The organism is Rossellomorea sp. DA94 (assembly GCF_029834455.1).
In the GTDB taxonomy this organism is placed as follows: Bacteria; Bacillota; Bacilli; order Bacillales; family Bacillaceae_B; genus Rossellomorea; species Rossellomorea vietnamensis.
Window position 1 is genome coordinate 4,568,219 of record NZ_CP122397.1, and the last position, 23,385, is coordinate 4,591,603.

A 23,385-nucleotide genomic window follows, 5' to 3' on the forward strand; every position below is an offset into this window, starting at 1 on the left:
TGGCAATACCATTCAATTATTTTGTTTTTGAGGTTCCAGAAAGGTAACTACTTCCTGAGCGTCCTTAGTAAAAAGAAGGGCATATTGAAAATCAAACATGGTTTTAGTTTCAACAATAAGATATTCATCATTAGGGATTGAATTAAAAATCTTTTTCCACTTATATTTTCGCTCCATTTTCTTTGTTTCTTCTTTTATCCGATCCATATCCAACTTAAGTACTGCAAATCCAGGAGAAGAAATATCTTCTCCTGGGAATCTTTTTGAGAGAATTTTTCTATTATTTTCTGATAGATTTACCTCAGAAACCACCTCAATGTTCCCAGCCTCTTCAAACCTGTCGCTAAACTCGTCTAACTCCTCAAACGTTAATTCTTTTTCTGAGAAAACAGCTATACAAAAGATATCCTTTTTATCCTTCGTTTTAAAAAGCATGGCGTTCCACCCTTCTAATTCACTGCTAGTTTCCCTTTAACTCTTTCAAAAACTCCTGCTATTTCTTGCACTAATAGTTCTCCTGTTGCCTGACGGGCATTCAACCATTCAATACCATCTTCGTTAACCATTCTTAAAGTCCAATTATAAGAAGGAGATGATAGGACATGAACTCCTTCTATATTCCATTTAAGTTCACTTCTATAGAAAACCATTAATCTATTCGTATAAATCTTTCTTTGTATTGATCTACTAAACTGTTTGACAAGCAAACTATCAGAATCAATATCATTATTTATCGCTATTTGGTTTACATTGTGAATGGACCGATGTACACAATAATTATCATAATCACTCGGGATTAAGTAGAGTGGATCATTCAATCGAACAAATCGATCCTCAATCCCCATCAACATCCGGGGTAAGATGATTTGCTTCATTGTGTAGTCGGGCGCAGGATGCTGAATAACCTTATAGCTCATTTCATTTTCTTTCAGACACTCGATGACCCGGTCATCACTAAAATAAAAAATACTTTGTTCATTGTGATCGGTTACAATTTCTGCAACCAAGTTGCTTCTTGCCAAAACCCACATGGCTTGAATAAATTCATCTTCAAACTTTAATTCTCCTTTAATATAATCCACTAGGCGCATCGTATTGAGCTTTTTAAACATAATTCCCCATTCTTCTTCCAGTTCATCTTCTTGGTAAAAAGGGAATGGGTTTGTTATTCCTATCAGTACTTTACTGCCTAACATCTTTACCAGTAAGTACAAATCTTTGCTGGTCATTTCCCAACTAGCCAATTGTAACCCCCCTTTGTTCACTTATGCATTAATCAAATTCCCTCGATATCTTCGGTTTTCCGAAATCAGGATAACTGTCTATCACTTTTTCGTAATTGTTTCTAATGAAAATATAGCGATGGATAAAAGCCAAAACTTGAAGAGGCTACTATTAAAGATACATTAAATTTTGATTCTCCATTTTGAAGTTTAGTATAAGTACCTGCATACAACATTTTTATATTCATAATTTGAACCGAAATCAACAGTAAAATCATCAATAACAACCCTATAACATAGTAAACGTTACCTTCAACGCCAATATGTATATATATAAATTTTTGTATAACCAGGTAATACACAAACGTATTAACGATACCAAAGACACCAAGATACAAGTAATAAGACATTTCGAATTTATAAGGGGCTATTATATAAAAAAGAGCCCAAAGATGGATACATATTATTGGAAAAAGACCTGCCCAAAATACTGCAGGTTCTGAAGATAAAAGGTTGATACATCCATATTCTTTTTCAATTGTGTTCTTCTCAGCCTGTTTTATTATTTTCATGAATATAAGATATAACCTTGTTTATATCCTTCGTATAAAACACACTTTGTTCGATGTCATACATGACTTTATGTTCAATGACAAGGTACTCATCAGGATGGATGTTGTTAAAGAATTTTTTCCACTTGTGCCTTTTCTCCATCTTTTTTGTTTCTTCATCTAATTTTTCAGAATCAAACTTATAGACGGCATAACTTGGTACCTCTATTTTCGCTTCGGGGAATTTATTCTGTAACTCCTCTATCATCTCTTTTTGAGGTTCAATTTCTGTTACAACCACTACATTATCTTCTACTGCATCCAATATTTTGTTTGATTGATCATCATATTCTTCTTCGCTCATTTCTTTTTCTGGGAAAATAGCGATGCAATAACGGTTTCCTTTTGTTTTGTTTTTATTAATGAGCATATTTTTGACCCTCCAAATTTAACTGATTAACCACTTTTTCTCTTATTTCTTGGCAGCCCAAATTGAGGATATACTTTTTTTACTAGATGTTCATTTTTACGGATAAAGTAGTATCGGTGCAAGGATGTTGAAAAGAAAGCAGTCAATATAGACAATATGGATACTCCTGTAATGATGATTATGGTAAACACAGACTCCGTCATGAAAAAAGTAATTAGAACTTGGGCTACTACATATCCAATGCTTGAAGCGGTTAGGAATGGTGAAATGTTCAACTTGCTCCCACTCTTTTGTAATTTCGCATAAGAACCGGAATAAAGCATTCTGTGATTAAATATTTGAAACAATATTAACAAAGCAAGCAACAGGACCAGCCCCGATATAAAGGGGACCTTACTGACAACACCAATATTCACATATAGGAATTTTTGTATAACCAAAAAATAGATATAGGTATTCACCACTCCATATACACCAATAAACAGATGATAGGATTTCTCATGTTTATAGGGATCCACAATGTATAGAATCGCCCAAATATGTAATATGCCTACTGGAACAATTGCCGGCCAGAAAAAAGCATATGAGAAGGGTTCACCCAATATAGGAAGCAACCCTATAATATCTAAATAAAAAATGAAAAACGCAATGATATTTCGTCTGTTCTCCAATGGCCTTTGTAAGTTTAAGTAAGATAACGCTATTGGGTCTACATCTCGATGTTTGTTCAAATCTGCCACCTCTTAAATTTTTTCATTGAGTCTTTTTTAACTAAACCATGACCCGACTTTATTAATTAGCCCAGTAGTCCCTTTTTTAATGGCATCTCCAATTGAGTCACTTTCACCGTCTCCATCGACATCCATTAACTTTAAATCACTTAAAACGGTGGTTACTACTATTCCTCCTACTGCTCCTGCAACAGCACCTACCGCTACTCCAACGGGCCCACCCAATGTTCCTGCATAGGCACCTGCCTGTGCTCCTGCATAGGCTGCCCCCCAAATGGATGCTCCTGCCACTACAACATCCCCAGTCACATTACCGGCAATTTCACTTCCAGACTGATCATGCTGAACACCGTGTACGATATCACCCACGACAGTCGTTCCAACACCAATATAACCAATCTTATTTCCAGACCATTTAAATGCCTCTTTTACACTAGTCATTGGATCAACTAATTTATATAGTTTTGTATAGTTTGTAGCATTCTTACCTGAATACGTCCTTTTTTTCACATTGTATAAATCGGGTTTATCCACCTTGACTCTCACCCTATCTTTACCCTGGGCTGTAGTATATGTGGTTTTGGTTACACCAAAACCTTTCCTGGAAAGATTGACACCTTTCGCAGCCCCATATCCGGCAGCTGCTGTAATCCCAAAATTCGTCGCAGCATTAATCGGCTGATCTCGCCACTGATCAAAACTGATCCCCAACGTCGGCGTAGGATCCCATTCCGGTTGCAATCCATTCACAGTATCAGCCGCTTCCACCCCATTCTCGACAAATCGTGGATTGTTGGTCAGCTCGAAATAAGGGTTTGTCGACCGGCTCTCGGACTCATATTGAGGGTTGTAGCAACTGTTGGGCTGATAGGTATCGATCGAGATTTTCCCGTTGGAGAAGAGACCCTGTATCTGATGAATGTATTGGTTCATGGTATGGACGTCCTGTTGAATGGGATCCAGGTTGGCGGATTGACTTTGATCAAACTGGTGAAGTTTTTCGACGGTTTGATCTTTTTGCTGCCTCGCAACGTGAACCTGCTGAAGGAAGGAACCGTCTTGTAATCTTGGTAAGGAGACGATATCCTGAACACTTTGAATCGTTTCATTGGACTCACTTGTTAAGTCCATCACGACATCTCTTCCCCTATTTAATCCATTTTCCAAGTCATTCTGCAAAAAATTTTCCTGAATATATCCATTCTGGGCCGGCTCCAACCCCTGTAATTCATTTTTAATGGCTTTCAGGGTAGATTCATATGTTGTCACCATTTGCTGATAGAATTCCAGAAAGGATTGGTGTGAATCCTGATAAAAAGACCGTATCGATTGACCTCCTTTTCCTTTAAAAGAGGCATCTTGAGAAATAAAGGAATTTATGGCTGATTCAATTTCGATCATCTGTTCTTTTTGCTTGTTTAACTTTTGAAGTACTTGTTCTAATCCTGACTCAAGAGACATGACATCCAGTGTTTTCATCCCGATTTCTCTCCTTACCTGGCTTTGATATGTGACGACAGTTCCTTATCCGCATCCGACATATCCTGGACCGCCTGTCGTGTCAATTCTTCATTTCTGATAAGTAGTTCTTTATAACTCTGGAGCATCAGTTCCAAGCTTTGATTCAACTCGTTCAATTTTGTTACCACTTCCAGGCGATTTTCCTGACCAATGTTTTGAGGCACATCTGGTTGAAGAGATTCTGCAGAGGATTTCATTTTGGAAAGATGATGTTCTATTTCTCCTTGTACTACTCTGATTTCATTGCTCATACAAGCTACCTCCCGTGATTTTCTACTCAGCTAGTGTTTCAGCTTCAGATTCCAACCTGTGGATCGTCTGTTCTATCGCCTGGATTTCACTGCTTATGGTTTGCATCTTGCTGCTCAGCAAAGAAAACACTTCACTGAACTGGTTATTTTCAATATCTGTAAAGTAATGAAGCATGCCCTCAAGTCTTATTTCATCAAATTTATTCGCAAGCGTACCTTGCCAGGTGAATGCAGATAATTCAGGGTTTGTAATGGATTCGCGATAGCTTGAAAATTCATGTTTGTTGGCTCGAAGTCTGCTTTGACATTCCTGAAGCCTTTGAAGGTGCTCACGCTTCTCCCTCAACAACCCATAGTAATAATACAAAGACAAGAACCTTCACCTCACTTAATTTTTAATAATGCCATTTATAAAATTTTTCCAATCTTTTTAACTATAACACGGATGAAATTGTGTCAGAATGATAGAATCTGTTTATTTTTAAGGTAGGACCAACTGATCCATATTACCTATTTTCGTTGTTTATTTCGTATTTCATTGAACAATGAACAATATGAACTACTTGTTAAGTAGCACATTTTCTGTAAAATGAAACCTCTTTCCAAGAAAATAATTTCCAAATTATGAAACTTATCAATGTAGGGGAGGGACTTTTTTTATAGTCCTGATCTGTTTGTTTTCTTTTTTTAATTAAGGCTTCCTGCAAAAAAATGTTTTATGGTATGATGGTTAAATTGTTTGCCCACTCTATCCCATATGGATATTCCACTTAGAAAAGAGGTACTTATGAAAGAAACGGTATTATCTAAACAACATTGGTTTCTTATTTTTACCCTTACGTTACTTACATTTGTTCTCGGGACAAGCGAATTTGTCATCGTCGGGATTTTAACGGAGATTTCTTCAAGTCTTCATATAACCAATGCAAAGGCAGGCACGCTCGTTTCAGCGTTTGCGATTACCTTTGCCATTGCCACGCCCATTGTCATGTCGGCAACTAGTCATTTTCCAAAGAGGAAATGGGTGTTGTGTTTGATAGGGTCATTCATCGTTTTGAATGCTTTGTGCGTGATTTCCACAAGCTACGTCATGCTTATGGGTCTTCGGATGCTGACAGCGATTGTGACAGGAGTGTTGATTTCACTTGCTATGACGATTGCCAGTGAGGCCATTCCCGTCACAAAAAGAGGCGTCGCCATCTCATTCGTGTTCGGCGGGTTCACCCTTGCAAACGTCATCGGTGTTCCCATCGGTACCGTTATTGCCGAATGGTACAGCTGGCATGCTACGTTCCTATTAACGACGTTGCTAGGTGTCGTTGCCTTCTTGGCATCATTCTTGAATTTACCGAGTAAGCTCAGTCAATACCGCAGTTCCATGCGGGATCAGTTCTCCTTATTGACTCATCCAAGGATCCTGATGGCTTTCTTCATTCCATCCCTTGGCTTCGGTGCGACCTATGCAGTATTTACGTATCTTGTCCCGATTCTGAACAAGATGGGAGCACCAGGCAGCTCCATAAGCTTGATCCTGTTCGCTTACGGGTTCATCTCGATCTTCAGCAACATCCTTGCAGGGAAGATCGCCAGTCACAATGCCATCGGACGCCTCCGATTCGTGTTTCTTATCCAGGCATTTGTCCTGTTTGCCCTGTACTTTACGACCGATCATTTTATCGTTGGATTGATTAACATCGGATTGATGTCCTTGATGGCCATCCTCCTTACCACCTCGACCCAGCTTTACTTGATCGACCTTGCCGGCGTGTATCAACCGAAAGCGACTGGCCTCGCCGCTTCCCTTATGCCGGTTGCGAGCAATGTCGGCATCGCCATGGGATCCGCACTCGGAGGCCTTGTCTATCACCAGGGACCGTTGATGAATGTGACACTCGTCGGCGGAGTGGTTGCGATTTGTGCGAGTCTGCTGACTTTCTTGAGTTATCGGTTGGATCAGAAGTAGGTCACAACTGCATAACGTTAATAAAAGAAGTATCCGGAACGTTTGATTGTTCTTGGATACTTCTTTTATTATGGAAGACTTTTACGGAAAGAATTATGCGAGAAATAAGCTGTATCGTTCGGAGATTTCTATTATCGTGAGGTTTAAACGTTTTTGATGCGAGATTTCAACTAATCATGCGAAGCTTAGAAAAATCGTGCCGGCATGTCGAATTTTCTTTATTCAGCAGCCAAACAGCCACTCTTTATCTCAACCCCTGAGGGAACTTGAACACATTATACGGATCATATTTCTTATTCACCTTATCCAATCTTTTCGCATTCTCCCCAAAGTACTCACATTCATAATTCCTAAGTTTGCTGATTGGAAAATTCACATAGGACCCTTCTGTGATGCTTTTAATATATTCAAAGCGGCCTCTGACCCATTCCCGGTTTTCTTCCGCAGCAGAATCTTCTGTCCATACCGACTGGATACCCATGATATATCTTGCATCCCTGTAGAAGAAGGCCGTTTCTCTTTTACCGACACACATGATTTCCCCGCCCATTGCATAAAAGGAAACTGCCGCATACACGGAACCGCCTGCCGGCACCTGTATCAGATCTGCGATATTCTTAAGCTCAGAAGGGGAATAACGCCTTTGAACAAATCTGCCCGTCGACTTGAATTTTTCAGATGGAGGATACGTCTCTTCCACTTTTTTCACCGCTTCAAGGAATGAGGAGGTCTCAAGCTCTACCCGGAATCCTTCAACCTCTGCAAAAGGCTGTAAAATCTCCCTGGCACGTGCAGATGAGCCATAGAAAAATCCTGTCGCAAAGATACCCAGTCCTTCACCTTCAGCGTTATAGAAACTGGCCACAATTGTCATCCGTTTATCAAGTCCAGGTAACCAGTTCTGCCAAACGTTCATCACTTGTGCCTGCTTTTCCCTGGTGGTGCCCACATAATAGAACCTCACTAGCGTGACAGGACAATCCGTCGGTTCCGGAAGTTGGAAGGTCATACTGACAATGACCCCGAAATTCCCTCCGCCGGCACCACGGCATGCCCAGAACAGATCGGAGTTGCAATATTTGTTTGCCCTGATAAGCCTTCCCTGGTAGTCGACCAGCTCCAACTCGATCAGACTGTCACATCCCAATCCGTAAAGCCTGCTCGAAAATCCCCAGCCACCACCGAGTGTAAATCCCGACACACCAACCGTCGGACAAGTCCCCCCCGCGAAAACATAGCCATTGGATCCTATCAGATCATATGCTTCTGTATTCTTTGCTCCCGCTTCTATTTTCAACATGTTCCGTTGCTTGTCCAATTTCAGCTCATTCAAACGACTGATATCAATGACCAACACCAAATCACCGGTAGAATACCCTTCATAATGATGCCCGCCTGACCGTATACGGATACTGACATGATGCTTTCTTGCCCAACAGATGGCATTCACCACATCCTTCTTTCTTTCACAATACACAATCACCAACGGAAACTTATTGATGGCTCGATTCCATTCCTGTCGGGCTTCGTCATAAACCGGATCCATCACCGTCACCACTTCGCCTGTAAGACCTTTTAAAAACCCTGGATCTTGGTACACATTTCTCACCTCTATAGATACTGATTAATCGTCTTGTTACTAAAGTATTCGTATTGACGATGAGATGAGTGGGCTTGGCAGGAACGTTTTAACGAAAAAGGGCAGTACTGTAATCAGTACCACCCCCATCATTAATCTCTTTCTCTTGCCACCTGTGTGTCCCTGATATTTTTTTGAATGGTAATGGCCGCAAACAGACTAAGAACAAACGACATTCCATAAAATCCCTTTTCACTTAAGATGATACTTCCGGCGTTATAAAGTCCGATGGTCATCAACGATACGGCTACAATGACGGCAAACCAGCTGAGCCCATAATAGATGCCCGAAACAGGGATATCCTCTTCCTTGTCCCTTACCGCTTTTTGCAGGGATACAGCTGCATAGAGTCCGAATACCAATACTGCAAAGTAATACCCCTTCTCATTGAGTTCCATTCCGGCATTGAACAAGCCGATAAATAAGCAAAAACCCCAATCACAAGAGCTGCCCAACTTGCCCCTTTAAATGCGGAAGTTGGTTCCCCTTCTTTTCTTTCCACCTTAATCTTCGGTTTCTTTTCATCGCTTTTCATTAACGGATTTTCATTCAACTCAGACATTGGCCGCTCCCCTTTACTGTCGCAGGTCGATACACTGCTTCTGTAAACAATTATAGCAATTTTTTACAGATTTTGTTCAGTACTATGAAATAAATTCTTCCATATTCAAAGTACTGATCACCTTATTAATCTATTCAAGATTTGGTTCATTTTTCTTCAATAATAAGTATTTCCCTCCTAACAAGACGACGCGCTCCCTTGCACTTTTCGTCCAATACCATTAAAGTATATACTGGTTGGAATCCACCCCAACCGGGAATGGATAACAGTAAAGCATCTTACTTTTTAATTTTGGGAACTTGCTTCCCTAAAGGAAAGGGTTTAAATAGAGTATGAAAGAAAATTTCTGGCATGAGTTGCCTAAGCCATTTTTTGTTTTGGCACCAATGGAAGCCGTGACCGATGTCGTTTTTCGTCATGTGGTGAGTGAAGCGGCGAGACCTGACGTGTTTTTTACAGAGTTTACGAATACAGAAAGCTACTGTCATCCGAAAGGAAAGGACAGCGTACGCGGGCGTCTGACATTCACGGAAGACGAACAGCCGATGGTCGCACACATCTGGGGTGATAAGCCTGAATACTTCCGTCAAACGAGTATTGGTGTGGCTAAAATGGGCTTTCGCGGAATCGACATCAATATGGGGTGTCCGGTGCACAATGTTGCAGCGAATGGAAAAGGCTCAGGCCTGATCCGCCGACCGGATGTCGCAGCGGAAATCATCCAGGCAGCCAAAGCGGGAGGACTTCCCGTCAGCGTAAAAACCCGTTTAGGTTATACCAAGGTCGATGAGTGGCACGACTGGTTGAAGCACTTACTGGAACAGAACATTGTCAATCTTTCCATCCACCTTCGTACGAAAAAGGAAATGAGTGACGTGGATGCCCACTGGGAGCTGATTCCTGAAATCAAGAAGCTTCGCGATGAAATCGCCCCTCACACCTTATTGACGATCAACGGCGACATCCCTGACCGAGAGAAGGGACTTGAACTTGCGGAGAAATACGGTGTAGACGGCATCATGATCGGACGGGGGATTTTCCACAATCCGTTCGCGTTCGAAAAGGAGAAGAAAGACCATACGAGTGGAGAGCTTCTCGATCTACTGCGTCTGCAGCTGGATCTTCATGATCAGTATAACGACGAACTTGAGCCCCGCCCGTTTAAACCGCTCCGCCGCTTCTTCAAAATTTACGTACGCGGATTCCGTGGCGCAAGCGAGCTCAGAAATCGCCTGATGGAGACAGAAACCACGGATGAAGTTCGTGCACTGCTTGATGAGTATGCAAGTGTATTGAAGGAAGATGAGGGATTTTCGGTGTCTAAGTAAATCCATTTGAATTTCAAAAAGAGGTCAGCCTCCAGTGAGCGTTCACTTACTGGGAGGCTGACCCTTTTTTCATATTCAGAGAATTCGAATTCCACTTAGAAGGATATCTCTTTTCAACAAAGTCCGAAAGCCAAATGGAAGCGGCAAACACAATCAAATAAACCAGAAAGGATAGGTACACTTTCCATCCGGTATAGGTGAAAACGTTGAATTGCACGGAGGTCCACTCTAAAGCGATCGCTACACCTCCCCACAAAACAACAAAAAATAAAAATTTCAACCCTTTAGGTGTGTAATGCTGATAAGAGTTCACTACAAAATAGGGAAGAGTGGGGTACGTGATAAAGTGCAATACCACATCAAATAACTCATGGGTTTTATGATCGATCGTAAAGTAAAGTTCATATGGTTTCACAGTAAGTGTAATATCGGCCGTCAGTGCAAGAAATACATTAAACGTCCAAATGATCGTGATTGTAACAGCCGACAAGCGTCTTGGCAGCATAAACATAAATGCCCAAGTAATGATCGTGGAAAAGATAATAAACAGCTCATTTTCATCAAATTCACGAGGGAGAGGAAAAATCATATCGAATTCACCTCTTTGTTTCTCTGCATACCTTTTTCTAAATAAAAGGAGAAAACAGCCATTAATAAAACAATCAGACTATATCTCAAATAGGAATAAAACACATTCCAATTTATCCATTCCAAGTAGTTAATCTGGACGAAATAGACTTCTATTGAAACAAGTGCAGATAAGAAGAGGACAAAATGAATGAGTTTAGAAAAAATGGTCCTGTTAGAAAACAGAACATAAATCAACCATAAAAGTAATGCGGGCTTGAGCGATAACTCAGGAATCTTTTGTGTCCAAAAAATCAATTCACTGTATGGATCCTGATATGTTAACTTTAAATTTAAGTTTATGATTACTCCTGTATTCGTAAGAAGGATATTGGACAAAAAATAACTTCCTAAGACGTTAACGACATTCATTTTCTTCATCAAAAAGTAGAAAGAGACAAAGGATCCTATTGCTAAAATCAGAAAAAGCCATACCGGAAACATAATAGTCACCATCTTTATTTAGATATAAATAGGTTTCACATAAAATGGTGATTATACACGGTTTGTTAAGAAAATCCCCGAACCTAAAGAACTTTTCCTATACTCCAAGGTTATTCATACCACTACCAAGTATTGAAGCACTTAGTCATGAACTTTTATCTATTCTTTATCGCTTCTGCAAGCTCATTCAAAGCATGCTGATTTACTATAGAATATTTCCTGCCTTCCTTTTGCAAATATCCCTTCTCACAAAACTGAGTTAGGACATGGAGCAGGTGGCGGTAAGAAACACCTAAATAATCACAAACGATGACGTGCTTCTCCAGGTAAACTCCTTTATCGGACGTCTGTAAAATAAAGTCTGCAAGCCTGTTTTCCAATGGAAAAGCAAGGCTCTGTGAATACTTGGCTGCCATTAACGTTGCTTTCAGACTCAAAAACTTTGTTAACTCTCGAAGGAATTTGGTATCTTCAAGCAGTTTGGTGCGGTACTTGGAAAAAGGCAGAGCCAAACAAACTGTTTTTGTGGATGCCTGAATTCCTTTTGTATAGTACACATCGTTCAGTAATTCCATCTCACCGATATAATCATGGGCATTGATAAAGTTGATGAGCGATACTTTCCCATTTTGATGCGTGACGTATATTTTTGCTTTTCCTTCTGTCACATAAAATAAATAATCCGGCCGCTTTCCTTCTTGAATGATCCATTCATCCCGCTTATATTCACGAACTTCAAGATATCCTTCAATTTGAAAAGAAAATCGGTGTGCGATTGAGTGCTTTTCTAGATATAGCTGCTTTTTCTCACCTTTATAAATTTCCATCTTCCACCTCGAAAATGTGAGATATCTCATATTATTCTTCTTTATTCTCATGATATCATGCGATTGATAAGGAGGATACAAATGAATACACAACGTTGGATGAGCACACATTTTTTCAGTTTTTTTCTTACATGGGGGATTTTTCTGCCTTATTGGTCAGGATGGATGATACAAACAAAAGGCATTACCGTTTCAGAAGCGAGTTTAATCATGAGTATCGGCTTAGTTGCAAGAGGTCTTTCTACATTGTTTGCTTTTCCTTATTTATTGGAAAGAGTCAGTAATAAGGTACTCCTGAACATAGCTGGAATGGGTACACTGGCCGCGCTCCTCTGTTATATCCCGGCTGACTCGTTCACTGCTTTACTAATCGTAACCGTTGTACTACACATCTTTTACCCGACCCTTATGCCGGCTTTAGACAGCGTTGCCGGTGTTCTTGTACAAAGTAAGCAATTGAAGCACTATGGGAAAAGCCGTCAGTGGGGATCGATCGGTTTTGTCTCGGTAGGAGTACTATTAACGGTCTTTACAGGGATGTTTGGGGATGACGTTATTTTTTGGGCATTACTGCTCGGAATCAGCTGCTTTGTCGCTCTCAGCTTCACAAATGGACCGGAAATTTTATCGAAGAAACCGCAAGTTAATCAATCCCTGAAGGTCAATATCTTTGAATTATTCAAGACGAAGCACTTCCTGGTCGTCCTTATTATTGTGGTGCTTCTTCAAGCAGCCCACGCTGCTTACTACAACTATGGCTACATCTTTTTACAGGAAATTCATGCACCGATCTATCTCATCGGTGTCATCATTAATATCGCCGTCATTGCAGAGATCATCTTTTTCTCAATGGCTGATAAGCGGTTTAATCAGTTCTCACCAGGAACCTTATTGGCGCTGGCTGCAGCCGGTTCTTCGCTGCGATGGATATTGGTGTACACATTCCCAAATGTTGTGGTATTTTGCATTGCCCAGACGCTGCATGCATTTTCGTTTGCGATGGGGCATTATGCTTTTATGAAATACTTAACAACAAACATTCCTCATACACACATTCCAAAGGCTCAAGGTATGTATTCAGCCTTTGCACTCAGCTGGAGCACGGCAGTGTTTACGATATTCGGAGGATTCTTATATGAAATCGAACCAAGATACGCCTTCATCGGAATGCTGGCGTGCAGCCTGCCGGCGATGTTCATTTCCCTTGGGTATAGGAAACTGGAAGCGCAAAAGGAAGTGTTGGTGACTGCTGAAGCGCGTAAATAAATCCGTAAAAAAGAAGAAGTTTGTCCCACTTGAGGATAAACTTCTTCTCTTTTTTAATGAAGAGAATTGCTCCGCTGTCACTAAAGGTCTCCATTCACTTTGTTCAACTACCATGTTAACTTGGAATCCTTTATTTCTTCGTCCCAAAAACTTTCTAATTCATTTATTACCTTTTGGGCCAAACTCTACTTCTGACACTTTAATTCCTGTATTTTACGAGTCTTCATTATTTCCCTACCACATTTCTTATCATTTTTCACTTTCCGACGATCTTATCCATCACGCGGTTGGTCCTCGCACCCGATTCTCCAGTGCTCGGACACCAATTGCCGCCCTCGGTTAACTCTTTCACAATCGTCGTTATAAGCGGCTGGTGGACATGCTTGGGACGTTCGAAACTCCATTTCTGCTGCCCTTCATGGGTCGTCAAGATGACGGGGTCATCTCCAAATGTAGAAAAACTGATTTTCCCCTTACTGCCGACAATTTCATTCATATCTACCTCTTCAAAAGCCGTGAAACACCATGTTCCGATGCCTTGAATGCCAGATGTGAAGCGATATGTACCGCTCACAATATCTTCCGCCCCGTAAAATCCCCCTTGATTGGAAGCAAACCCTTTTGCTTCTTGAATGGGTCCGAGGAGAAAATCAAGTATATCAAGAGTATGGCTCGCCAAATCGAAGAACAACCCACCTCCCGCTATTTCAGGCTGAACACGCCAAGGTAATTGATCTGAAGCTTTCACGTCTTCCCCTGCTTTTTGATACTGGGTCGAGGTGACAAAACGGACGTCTCCGATTGCGTTTTGATCAAGCAATTCTTTTATCTTCAAAAAGCGTTCCTGAGCCCGGCGGTAGTATGCTACATACAAAGGAACTCCAGCCTCTTTACAAGCAGCCACCATCTCATTGCATTCCTCAAAGTTGCGGGCCATCCGCTTCTCGACATAAACGGGTTTCCCCGCAGCCGCTGCCATCAGCGTGTATTCCTTATGGGAGCCTGGCGGAGTAGCAATATAAACTGCATCCACATCAGGATCGTTTATCAGGGCATCGGCCTCGTCGTACCATTTCGCTACTCCATGTCTTTCGGAGTAATCCTTCGCCAGTTCACCCGTTCTCCTCATGACTGCAACAAGCTCTGAGTTTCGTACCTTTTGAAAAGCAGGTCCGCTTTTCTTTTCCGTCACATCTCCGCAACCGATGATTCCCCAGCGGACTTTTTTGTCTATCATGGTCTGGTTCCCCCTTGTGGTTTCGTTATACTTCCATTGTAACAATGAGTGCTACCTTTTTCTCCTCATCCCATACAAAATAAATAAGAGGATGAACCATATAGGAGTCAACAGTAAGGCCGTCCGTGTCGCCTCAGAAAACAGCATAATCACAAGAATAGCTGCAAACATCGTGAGCACTGCGTAATTTATCAAAGGAGTGAACGGTGCTTTAAATGTAGATTTCTCGTGTAAGTGCGGACGGGTTTTTTTATACTTAATATGACAGATCAGAATGATACCCCAGACCCAAATAAAGCAAATGGCACTTATCGTGGTCACGATACCAAAGGCCTGTTCCGGTATAAGCTTACTTAACAAAGCACCGACCGATATGACCAGTGTGGATAGGAATAACCCGTTACCCGGTACATGGTTTTGATTTAGTTTGGAAAAATGAGGTGGTGCCTGATGATCTTTACTTAAATGATACAGAATCCGGCTGGTAGAAAACATTCCGCTGTTACAAGCGGAAGCAGCTGACGTCAAAACGACAAAATTAATGACCCCTGCCGCCAAAGGAATCCCGACCAGGCTAAAGGTTTTCACAAACGGACTTTCTGCCGCATTCAGTTCCATCCATGGATTAATGAACAAGAGGACGGTAAGAGCTCCCACATAGAAAAATAAGATTCTCAAAGGGATTTTATTGATGGCAGACGGGATATTTTTCTTCGGATTGGACGTTTCCGCTGCCGACACTGCGACTAATTCCACACCGACATAGGCAAAGATGACCATTTGGAATGAGAGTAAGAAACCTGATATTCCGTTTGGAAAAAATCCGCCATGCTCCCAGAGGTTTTGAACCGTAACAGCCCCCGCTTCTGTCTGGAGCCCCATCACTAGCAAAACGACGCCAAGGGCAATTAATCCAAGGATGGTGATGACCTTGATTAAAGCAAACCAAAATTCCAATTCCCCAAACAGCTTGACCGTTAATAGGTTCAGTCCCAACAATATGATGACACAGATGAGGGCAGGGACCCATTGCGGGATATCAAACCAATATTTCACATAAACACCAACAGCGATCACATCGGCCATCGCCGTCATGATCCAGCAAAACCAATACGTCCAACCTGTAACAAAGGAGAACCGGGGACCAAGATACTCTTCTGCAATGTCTGTCAGCGATTGAAACCCTGCTTTCGATAACAACAACTCCCCAAGCGCCCTCATCACAAAAAACAGGGCAATACCCACAATCAAATATGCCAAGATGATAGAGGGACCTGCAAGCTGTATCGCCTTACCGGAACCTAAAAATAGTCCCGTACCAATCGTCCCCCCGATGGCGATCAGTTGAACGTGCCTGTTTGATAGATCCCTCTTTAATTCTCGTTGTTCCAACCTTAACTCCTCCTTACAACCAGTATAAATAAGCATAAAAAAAAGAGATTGGAAGGGCTCCAATCTCGTGGTCATAAGAATAACAAATACAATTTATCATGCTAATAATAAATATTACCTGCACGCCAAATACATATCCGATACTCTTCTGTCCTTTTGCCTGAGATAATGAACCCTTCGGCGCCGCGGATCTCCCGCGGTCTCTCCAGAAGCTGCTCCTGCCATGGGATGATCCATAGCAATCATAGCTTTCTATTAATTATATTTTTCGCTTAACGTTTCACTGTCGAATAGTTGATAATTTTAAGGGGTGTTGTGGATTTTGTCAACAGAAGGGATTATTTATGATACGGTTCCCCCCGATTAATCCGAAACGCCCGATAAATCTGCTCCACCAATATCAACCTCATCAGCTGATGCGGAAAGGTCATCTTCGAAAACGAAAGCGTCTCATTGGATCTCTTGATTACGTCATCACTCAAACCCAATGATCCCCCGATCACAAACGCCACTTTACTTTTACCGTAGGTTGCAAGCTTATCCAAGTTATCGGCGAGGTCTTCTGAAGAACGCATTTTCCCTTGAATGGCAAGGGCAATGACATGATGATCGTGTGAGATCTTCGCTAAGATCCGTTCACCTTCTTTATTCTTCACCTGCTCCATTTCGGAGTCACTCAATACTTCTGGTGCCTTTTCGTCTGCCAACTCTACAATTTCGATTTTTGCGTACGCACCGAGACGCTTCACATATTCGCCGATGCCCTGTTTTAAATATTTTTCTTTCAGCTTTCCAACCGTTACTATTGAGATGTTCACTATCCACACTCGCTTTACAAACAATTTACAAACACGTTATCCACAGAAATTATCCACATATCCACAATACCTGTCTTTATATGGTATGGGAATATTAGTTCGCCACTATATATACGGCGTTATTCCCACAATATTCACAGGTTGTGGATAACTTTTTGTCTTCAGAAAGCTCCGTTAGTTGAGGCGCCACCTCATGCTCATCGACGACAATATCCATGGCCAATTCTACATGCTCCAAGCAGCAGTAAATCATGTCTTTTCCTCCCTAAATGTAGTTTATATACTTATCCACAATCATCATATCATGTAAAGAAAAAGCAGGAAAGGGCGCATTGCCTTCCTGCTTTTCACTTTATCCACATTCTATAATCGGGATTCATCCGTCAGTTTCATCGTGACTTCTTTCTTTTTACCATCTCTGTAGAAGGTGACTTTCATTTGATCGTTCACTTCTTTTTTATTATATAGATGCTTCCTCAAGTCAATTACATTCTGGACCTTCTCACCGTCTAGCTCGGTGATGACATCAAGCTCTTGTAGTCCTGCCTGCGCAGCAGGTGAATTCGGAACGGTTTGTCTGATCATCACACCATAATGGATATCCTTCGGCAGCTTCAAGGTTTCCTGCTGGTGATAGGCAGAAATCTGATTGACATCTTCCAGTGTCACACCCATTGCAGGACGCTTCACTTCTCCGTATTGCTCAAGGTCTTCAATGATAGGTCGAGCAGAATTAATCGGGATGGCAAGTCCGATTCCTTCCACCGCTTCCTGGGCGATCTTCATGGAGTTGATGCCGACCAGCTGACCTGAAATATTGATAAGGGCTCCACCGCTGTTACCAGGGTTGATGGCTGCATCGGTTTGCAGAACCTCTGCGTTCCAATCCTCCATCCCGTCCTGATTGATGTCGACAGGAATCGTTCTCTCCACACCTGAAACGACACCCTGCGTCACGGAACCTGAGAATTGAAGTCCAAGGGGGTTCCCAATGGCGATGACAGGCTCACCCGCTTTGAGCTCATCCGAATTTCCAAACTCGGCAATATCGTCATCCTTGATCTTGCTTCCCTCGATTTCTATGACGGCAAGGTCTGTCCAAACGTCAGTACCACGGAGTTTAGCAGGAACCTTTGTACCGTCTGCGAGGGTGACCTCCAATTGGTCAGCCCCTTCCACAACGTGATTATTCGTCACGATATAGACCGTTTTTCCTTCTTTTTTATACATGACCCCTGATCCCGTTCCTGCCTGTTGGTCCTGGGTCTGCCCACCACCCTGACCCCAGAAGCTTTGGGATTGGATATTCGTGATTCCGACCACGGAGTCCCCGGTCTTTTCAACGGCTTTCGTCACATCCGTCGTCACATTGACTGACACATTCTTGGTGGTTCCATTATGATACGTCTGATCCGTTTCTTTCAAATCTTGATCCGGTTGGACCGAATAAGGTAATATATCAAAGTTTGTCAGTTGAGGAATGGCTACGATTACGAGGATCGCCCCAAGGATTACTCCCAATAGCCCCGCCAGGAACATTCCTCCCCGATTTCCCTTTTGCCTGCCAGTCCTGCCTTCAGAATTATGATCACCATCATAATATCCCATGCGTCTTCATCCTTTCTAACAGCTATTCCTTTTGTTATTTTATCTTTACAAGCCCGATTATAGTCAGATTAAATTAAAAAATGATGAAAAGATGGTAAGAAATTTATTAGGTTACTATTTATGTAAACAAAAAAGGCGAAGACAGAAGCCCTCACCTTTTTCATACCTTTATAAGAGAAATCATAAACATTTGAATCGATTTAAATCGCAACTAAGGGCGTTGGTACTTTAGGGTCCGTATCAAATAGATCGATTTGTTCTCCTACCAGGATTCCCTTTGATTCGAGTGTTTGGGTGACACTCATTCTTGCGAGATCTTTCATATTGTTATCAAGGCTTAAATGAGCCAGGTAAATACCCTTGGTGTTATCACCCATCACTTCACTCATGGCAATGGCCGCGTCTTCGTTGGATACATGACCGTAATCACTCAGGATCCGGCGTTTGATATTCCAAGGATAACGGCACATCCTGAGCATCCCTACATCATGATTGCTTTCAAATACATAGGCATCGGCATTTGAAATGATCCCTTTCATCCGATCGCTGACATAGCCCGTATCAGTGACAAGAACAAGCTTCTTCTCCCCATGATGGAAAATATAAAACATCGGTTCTGCAGCATCATGTGATACACCGAATGACTCGATGCTTAAGCCCCCGAAATGCTTAGCTGTTTCCATATCAAAAGAAAACTTCTGCTCTGTATCAATCTTCCCCACAAGACCGTCCATGGCGTTCCACGTCTTATCATTCGCATAGATCGGCAGCTTGTACTTCCTCGCCAATACACCGATCCCCTTAATGTGATCACTATGCTCATGGGTGACCAGAATCCCCGACAAATCTTCAATCTTCCGGTCGATCTGACTGAACAATCCTTCCATCTGCTTGCCGCTCAATCCGGCATCGACAAGAAAGGAATGCTCCTCCGATTCAACAAATATCGCATTTCCCGTACTGCCGCTTGCAAGTACACTAAAATGCATCGTCATATCTCTCACTCCAATGTTTCTTTTTCCGGTTTGGTGACCTCTACAATCTGTCCTTCTACGGCATTGATAAATAAATCTTCTTCTTTGTCCCCTGATTCCACGACAAAGTGCCAGGTTGGTGCAAGGACCTGGGATTCCTCGGACAGGAACGTCCAATACCCCAATTTCGGTTTATGAACCACACTATCCGGACTGATTTTTTGATTCGTATAAAGGCCCTGCAATGCTACAAAGGAAGGAATGATGGATTTATCTTCCCCAAACTCACTCAGATCCTCAAGCATGGACTGTTTATACGATACAATTTTATTATCATTATTGACGGTAAGGACGATCTTTCCATTTGTATTATTGAATAACTGCCTTCCCCGATACGTCTGATAATACGTGATCGTCTGTTCTTCCGTGTTGTAATCCCAGAAGCTGTACTTATCGCCATCAATGACCTCGTTCTCCATGAAATCATTTAAATCATCCGGTGAAAAATCCTTATCTAATGAAACAGGTTCATCTAACGTTGAATGAATCGTACTTTCGTTAATAACGGTAACGTCTTGGTCCTTTAAGAGACTGATATCTTCATCCTTAAATTTCTTTGATTTAGCCTGTATATATTTTTCTTCCGTTGGATCCTGGGATAACGTTTTTGGATATTTAATTTTGTCCGCCTTTAATTTTTCCTCAAAAGTAGCCTGACTAAGTGTTTCCGGGTTGCTTTCTGAGACTTTATTTATAAAAAGGGACATCAAAAAGATATCTAATACGAGAAAAACAATGATGAAAATGCTTTTCGTTTTACTCCAATCCATTTTATAGTCCCTCCTTGTCATCGACGGATAATCTCAACCAATTACCATCGTATTTATAATACCAGGAGGGTTCGAAATTCAGTTTTCTGCTTTCATTGGGGTCTCTGGTCATTTTATACCCAACGGCAATATCCTCTACATAATCAAGGTCGATCGAATCCACTTGATTCAAAGCATAGATGACGGAAGAACCTGATGGTAACAGGACTTCAGCCGTATCTTTAAACGAGAAATCTAGTTTAAAGTAAGGCCGACTGTATTTATTGATACCGTTCTGACCCCATGTTTGGGAGACTTCAGCCATCCCGTTATCGTTGAAGACAGGGTGGTTTTGCAGAAAAAGGCGATAAACGATTTTATTTTCATAAGGGCTGATGGAAAAGAGCTGATAATCATCCGTCCAACCACCATGATCATTGACGAACTCCATGCTCTTTTGTACGAGCATGGCAGGTGAGGAGCCATCATCCTTATCCTCAGAAGGATTAACGAACGAGAAGGTATTGTGATTCTTATCCACCGTCAATATGGAGGAAACGTCCATAAACGTCACAAGATCATCGACTGAACCCATATTTACACTATTGGGATCACTGAATAGCGCCTGTTTATATTCTTCAAGGGAACTTAATTCCGTGTAGTAATAATAACTGACATAGTCCTCGGCATCTTTGGGTAGAAAAATGGTTTTCTTTTCATTTATCGGTTGTTCCACATATTGACGATAAGCGCTGTTATATAATGCTCTTTGCACGAAATTCCGTTTAAACGAGTCGAGGCTGGCAAGGCTCACTTGACATTCATACACAGCCTTCTCCTCTTTATCGTCACTTACTGTAATAAAGAAAATGGAGCCGGAATCACCATTTGCGTTGTGCAAATCAATGATAATTCGATTAAACGAAGCCGTGGAAACATTTTTGTCCTCCAAATTCAAACCTTGACTGAAGACAGATAAGGGGACGATGTCGGGAAACACCAGTTCAAACTTATCTTCACCCTGAATAAGAGTATTGATTTCTTGAAAACTATACTCGTTTGATACATTTTTAATTTCAAACAGGGACCACTTTCCCAACTGTTCGGTCACTTTATTCATTTCGGTCTGGTTTGTAGTACCGACTGTCTTGTTTCTTCCATGATAAAAGAGCTTGTAAGGTCTAATAAGGTGGGTATTCAACTCGTTATCCTTAAGCTTTTCCCCGACTGAAACATCATAAGCACCATCACTGTTGATCGTATCGTAACCTGGTGAATAGGTCCAAAGGTTAAAGGTAAGGAAGACACTTATGCAAACAAGTACGGTTAAGACTATCGATTTTATTTTTTCATAATTCATGACCAATCATCCTCTTGTGTGGAATCATATGGGAGGGTAAATACGATTGTCGTCCCTTTGCCTTCTTTACTCTTCGCCCACACATCGCCACCGTGTGCTGATATCATTTCTTTCGCAATGGCAAGACCTAATCCAGTACCGCCCATTTGTCTCGTACGGGCTTTATCTACACGATAGAAACGTTCAAAAATCTTCTCCAGATTATCTTTCGGAATCCCTAACCCCTGATCGGATACGCTGATCTCGATGAATCCATCCTTTTCTTTCACCGTAAAGGTAATGGTGCCGCCTTCTGGTGAATACTTTAATGCGTTGGAAATGATATTATCCAACACTTGAGTGATCTTATCCTGATCGATTTCTACAAACATCGCTTTATCCGGCAAGAAGCGGTTAAAGGTAACATTTATATCTTTCGTCATTTCAAATCGATCAATGATTTTATGGAAAAACAGGATGAAGTCCACCCAATCTTTATTAAAACGATAGTCTTTGCTATCCATTTTTGATAACTGAAGGAGGTCATTTACGAGACGGATCATCCGCTCAGTCTCGTTCTGGGTCACGTCAAGAAATTGAGGGGCTATTTCCCTATCCTCCCATGCTCCTTCTGCCAGTGCCTCCAGATAGCTCCTCATCGTCGTCAAAGGAGTCCTGAGCTCGTGGGACACGTTGGCGACAAATTCCCGTCTCTCTAAATCTATCTTCTCTTGTTCTGTAATATCATGCAAGACTGCTATAAGGCCATTTACGAAGCCCGTCTCTTTTTGGATAATAGAGAAGTTCGCGCGTAATATATACGGTTTATCCTTTGTACTGTAATCCAAAATGATAGAGTCCTGCTCATTCGATAAGTCATCGAATGTATACTCCTCATCCAGTCCCAACAACGAAACGATCGGTTGAGAAACGACTGTTTCACGTGAAACATCCAGCATATCAGCAGCAGGCTCATTAATGAGAATGACCCGACCTTTTCGATCTGTCGCAATGACCCCATCCGTCATATAAGACAACACTGAAGAAAGCTTCCTTCTCTCCCCCTCAGTCGTTGCCTGGGCTTCTTGAAGACGCTTCGTCAGATTATTAAACGTAATGGCCAACTGACCGATTTCATCGTATCCGTAGACCTTTACCTTCCTCGAGAAGTTACCTTTTGCCATGGCTAAGGCCTGCTTCCTCATATCCGATATGGGCCTGGTAACGGTTTGGGCCAAAAGGACACCCAAAACAGCCGTTATCGCTAGTGCAATAATGGTTCCATTCGTGAAGATCTTATTGATTTCACTCATTTGATCATAGACCGTTTCGATTTCCCCGGCGATATAGATGGTCCCGATGACTTCGTTGTTCGACTCAATCGGTTTGGTGTATACCCATATCCGGTCCTTTGTCTTATCATCAAGGTAGATATCGTCGTCACCAAATCCGAGTGCAAGGGCTTTTTTAACCTCTTTTTCCGCACTGATCTGACCGACCAGACCTTGATTATTGGGATCAGAGGTCCCCTCAATCCTGGCTCGGCTATTGATGACCCTGATTTCAGCTATATCGGATGTTTTACTGCTATCATCCAATATCCTGTATATATCCTCCTGAAGGGTGGGATCGTCCTCGGTCCTTTTTTTTAACATGGCTTCTTTGACGGTATATTCTAATAAGTTCACTCTATTGGTAATAGAGGTTTTAAAGTTCTCCACCAGCTTCTGCTCCAATTCCCGCACAAAATAAACCCCGATGATTTGCATGGCGAGAAGGATGAGCAGAACGTAGATCAGAACAAATTTCAAATGAATCGAACGGGTTAAGCCAACTTTCTTCATT

General features: G+C 41.8%; 22 protein-coding genes, 1 pseudogene and 1 riboswitch. Of the genes and pseudogenes, 3 read left to right on the top strand and 20 right to left on the bottom strand.

Annotation, left to right across the window (positions count from 1 at the left end; genetic code table 11):
• Positions 1 to 12: 12 nt before the first annotated feature.
• From P8596_RS23535 to P8596_RS23565, 7 genes are all read right to left on the bottom strand, one after another.
• The gene (locus P8596_RS23535; RefSeq protein WP_279725420.1) at positions 13 to 435 is read right to left on the bottom strand and encodes a hypothetical protein; all 423 of its coding nucleotides are present in this window, start codon (positions 433 to 435) and stop codon (positions 13 to 15) included.
• Positions 436 to 449: 14 nt separating this feature from the next.
• On the bottom strand, positions 450 to 1,244 hold the full coding sequence (locus P8596_RS23540) for a hypothetical protein (RefSeq protein WP_279725422.1): 795 nt from the start codon (positions 1,242 to 1,244) through the stop codon (positions 450 to 452).
• A 101-nt stretch (positions 1,245 to 1,345) separates the two neighbouring features.
• The gene (locus P8596_RS23545) at positions 1,346 to 1,795 is read right to left on the bottom strand and encodes a hypothetical protein (protein ID WP_279725423.1); all 450 of its coding nucleotides are present in this window, start codon (positions 1,793 to 1,795) and stop codon (positions 1,346 to 1,348) included.
• Positions 1,773 to 2,204, bottom strand: coding sequence for a hypothetical protein (locus P8596_RS23550; RefSeq protein WP_279725425.1), 432 nt, complete (start codon positions 2,202 to 2,204; stop codon positions 1,773 to 1,775). Before P8596_RS23550 ends, P8596_RS23545 begins: the two co-directional genes overlap by 23 nt.
• A 767-nt stretch (positions 2,205 to 2,971) precedes the next feature.
• Positions 2,972 to 4,414: a ribonuclease YeeF family protein gene (locus tag P8596_RS23555; protein ID WP_279725427.1), complete on the bottom strand. Its 1,443-nt coding sequence runs from the start codon at positions 4,412 to 4,414 to the stop codon at positions 2,972 to 2,974.
• Positions 4,415 to 4,428: 14 nt separating this feature from the next.
• The gene (locus tag P8596_RS23560) at positions 4,429 to 4,707 is read right to left on the bottom strand and encodes a YwqI/YxiC family protein (protein WP_224522456.1); all 279 of its coding nucleotides are present in this window, start codon (positions 4,705 to 4,707) and stop codon (positions 4,429 to 4,431) included.
• A gap of 22 nt (positions 4,708 to 4,729) precedes the next feature.
• Positions 4,730 to 5,080: a YwqH-like family protein gene (locus P8596_RS23565; RefSeq protein ID WP_279725428.1), complete on the bottom strand. Its 351-nt coding sequence runs from the start codon at positions 5,078 to 5,080 to the stop codon at positions 4,730 to 4,732.
• A gap of 414 nt (positions 5,081 to 5,494) precedes the next feature.
• Between P8596_RS23565 and P8596_RS23570 the strand changes: the two genes are divergently transcribed.
• The gene (locus P8596_RS23570; protein ID WP_279725431.1) at positions 5,495 to 6,670 is read left to right on the top strand and encodes an MFS transporter; all 1,176 of its coding nucleotides are present in this window, start codon (positions 5,495 to 5,497) and stop codon (positions 6,668 to 6,670) included.
• A gap of 244 nt (positions 6,671 to 6,914) precedes the next feature.
• On the opposite strand, the gene P8596_RS23575 is transcribed toward P8596_RS23570, so the two are convergent.
• Both P8596_RS23575 and yiaA read right to left on the bottom strand, forming a co-directional pair.
• Positions 6,915 to 8,216, bottom strand: a complete 1,302-nt coding sequence (locus P8596_RS23575) for an FAD-binding oxidoreductase (protein WP_279727056.1) — start codon at positions 8,214 to 8,216, stop codon at positions 6,915 to 6,917.
• A gap of 185 nt (positions 8,217 to 8,401) precedes the next feature.
• Positions 8,402 to 8,871, bottom strand: a pseudogene (yiaA, locus tag P8596_RS23580) (inner membrane protein YiaA).
• 332 nt (positions 8,872 to 9,203) lie between these two features.
• On the opposite strand from yiaA, the gene P8596_RS23585 reads away from it, so the two are divergent.
• Positions 9,204 to 10,199: a tRNA dihydrouridine synthase gene (locus P8596_RS23585; RefSeq protein ID WP_279725432.1), complete on the top strand. Its 996-nt coding sequence runs from the start codon at positions 9,204 to 9,206 to the stop codon at positions 10,197 to 10,199.
• Positions 10,200 to 10,245: 46 nt separating this feature from the next.
• Here the strand turns inward: P8596_RS23585 and P8596_RS23590 are convergent, their stop codons facing one another.
• Together P8596_RS23590 and yeiL are read right to left on the bottom strand one after the other, a co-directional pair.
• Positions 10,246 to 10,788, bottom strand: coding sequence for a hypothetical protein (locus P8596_RS23590; RefSeq protein ID WP_279725433.1), 543 nt, complete (start codon positions 10,786 to 10,788; stop codon positions 10,246 to 10,248).
• 637 nt (positions 10,789 to 11,425) lie between these two features.
• On the bottom strand, positions 11,426 to 12,097 hold the full coding sequence (gene yeiL / locus P8596_RS23595; protein ID WP_279725434.1) for a transcriptional regulator YeiL: 672 nt from the start codon (positions 12,095 to 12,097) through the stop codon (positions 11,426 to 11,428).
• An 81-nt stretch (positions 12,098 to 12,178) separates the two neighbouring features.
• On the opposite strand from yeiL, the gene P8596_RS23600 reads away from it, so the two are divergent.
• Complete coding sequence (locus P8596_RS23600; protein WP_279725436.1) at positions 12,179 to 13,363, top strand: MFS transporter; 1,185 nt, start codon at positions 12,179 to 12,181, stop codon at positions 13,361 to 13,363.
• A gap of 256 nt (positions 13,364 to 13,619) precedes the next feature.
• Here the strand turns inward: P8596_RS23600 and P8596_RS23605 are convergent, their stop codons facing one another.
• From P8596_RS23605 to walK, 9 genes are all read right to left on the bottom strand, one after another.
• Positions 13,620 to 14,600, bottom strand: a complete 981-nt coding sequence (locus P8596_RS23605) for a Gfo/Idh/MocA family protein (RefSeq protein ID WP_279725437.1) — start codon at positions 14,598 to 14,600, stop codon at positions 13,620 to 13,622.
• 51 nt (positions 14,601 to 14,651) lie between these two features.
• The gene (locus P8596_RS23610) at positions 14,652 to 15,992 is read right to left on the bottom strand and encodes an amino acid permease (RefSeq protein WP_279725439.1); all 1,341 of its coding nucleotides are present in this window, start codon (positions 15,990 to 15,992) and stop codon (positions 14,652 to 14,654) included.
• Between the two features lie 138 nt (positions 15,993 to 16,130).
• A riboswitch (glycine riboswitch) is annotated at positions 16,131 to 16,211 on the bottom strand.
• A gap of 119 nt (positions 16,212 to 16,330) precedes the next feature.
• Positions 16,331 to 16,810 (bottom strand): 23S rRNA (pseudouridine(1915)-N(3))-methyltransferase RlmH, encoded by a 480-nt coding sequence (gene rlmH / locus P8596_RS23615; protein WP_279725440.1) that lies wholly within the window; start codon positions 16,808 to 16,810, stop codon positions 16,331 to 16,333.
• Between the two features lie 94 nt (positions 16,811 to 16,904).
• The gene (locus tag P8596_RS23620; protein ID WP_079532410.1) at positions 16,905 to 17,063 is read right to left on the bottom strand and encodes a CxxH/CxxC protein; all 159 of its coding nucleotides are present in this window, start codon (positions 17,061 to 17,063) and stop codon (positions 16,905 to 16,907) included.
• Between the two features lie 110 nt (positions 17,064 to 17,173).
• A complete protein-coding gene (locus tag P8596_RS23625) occupies positions 17,174 to 18,418 on the bottom strand; it encodes a S1C family serine protease (protein ID WP_279725441.1) in 1,245 nt (414 codons plus the stop codon).
• A 200-nt stretch (positions 18,419 to 18,618) separates the two neighbouring features.
• A complete protein-coding gene (locus P8596_RS23630) occupies positions 18,619 to 19,413 on the bottom strand; it encodes an MBL fold metallo-hydrolase (RefSeq protein WP_034764817.1) in 795 nt (264 codons plus the stop codon).
• Positions 19,414 to 19,418: 5 nt separating this feature from the next.
• Positions 19,419 to 20,222, bottom strand: coding sequence for a two-component system regulatory protein YycI (locus P8596_RS23635; RefSeq protein WP_279725443.1), 804 nt, complete (start codon positions 20,220 to 20,222; stop codon positions 19,419 to 19,421).
• A gap of 1 nt (position 20,223) precedes the next feature.
• Positions 20,224 to 21,561: a YycH family regulatory protein gene (locus tag P8596_RS23640; protein ID WP_279725445.1), complete on the bottom strand. Its 1,338-nt coding sequence runs from the start codon at positions 21,559 to 21,561 to the stop codon at positions 20,224 to 20,226.
• The gene (gene walK, locus P8596_RS23645) at positions 21,558 to 23,384 is read right to left on the bottom strand and encodes a cell wall metabolism sensor histidine kinase WalK (protein WP_279725446.1); all 1,827 of its coding nucleotides are present in this window, start codon (positions 23,382 to 23,384) and stop codon (positions 21,558 to 21,560) included. The genes P8596_RS23640 and walK overlap by 4 nt, the downstream gene beginning before the upstream one ends.
• Position 23,385 lies beyond the last annotated feature (1 nt).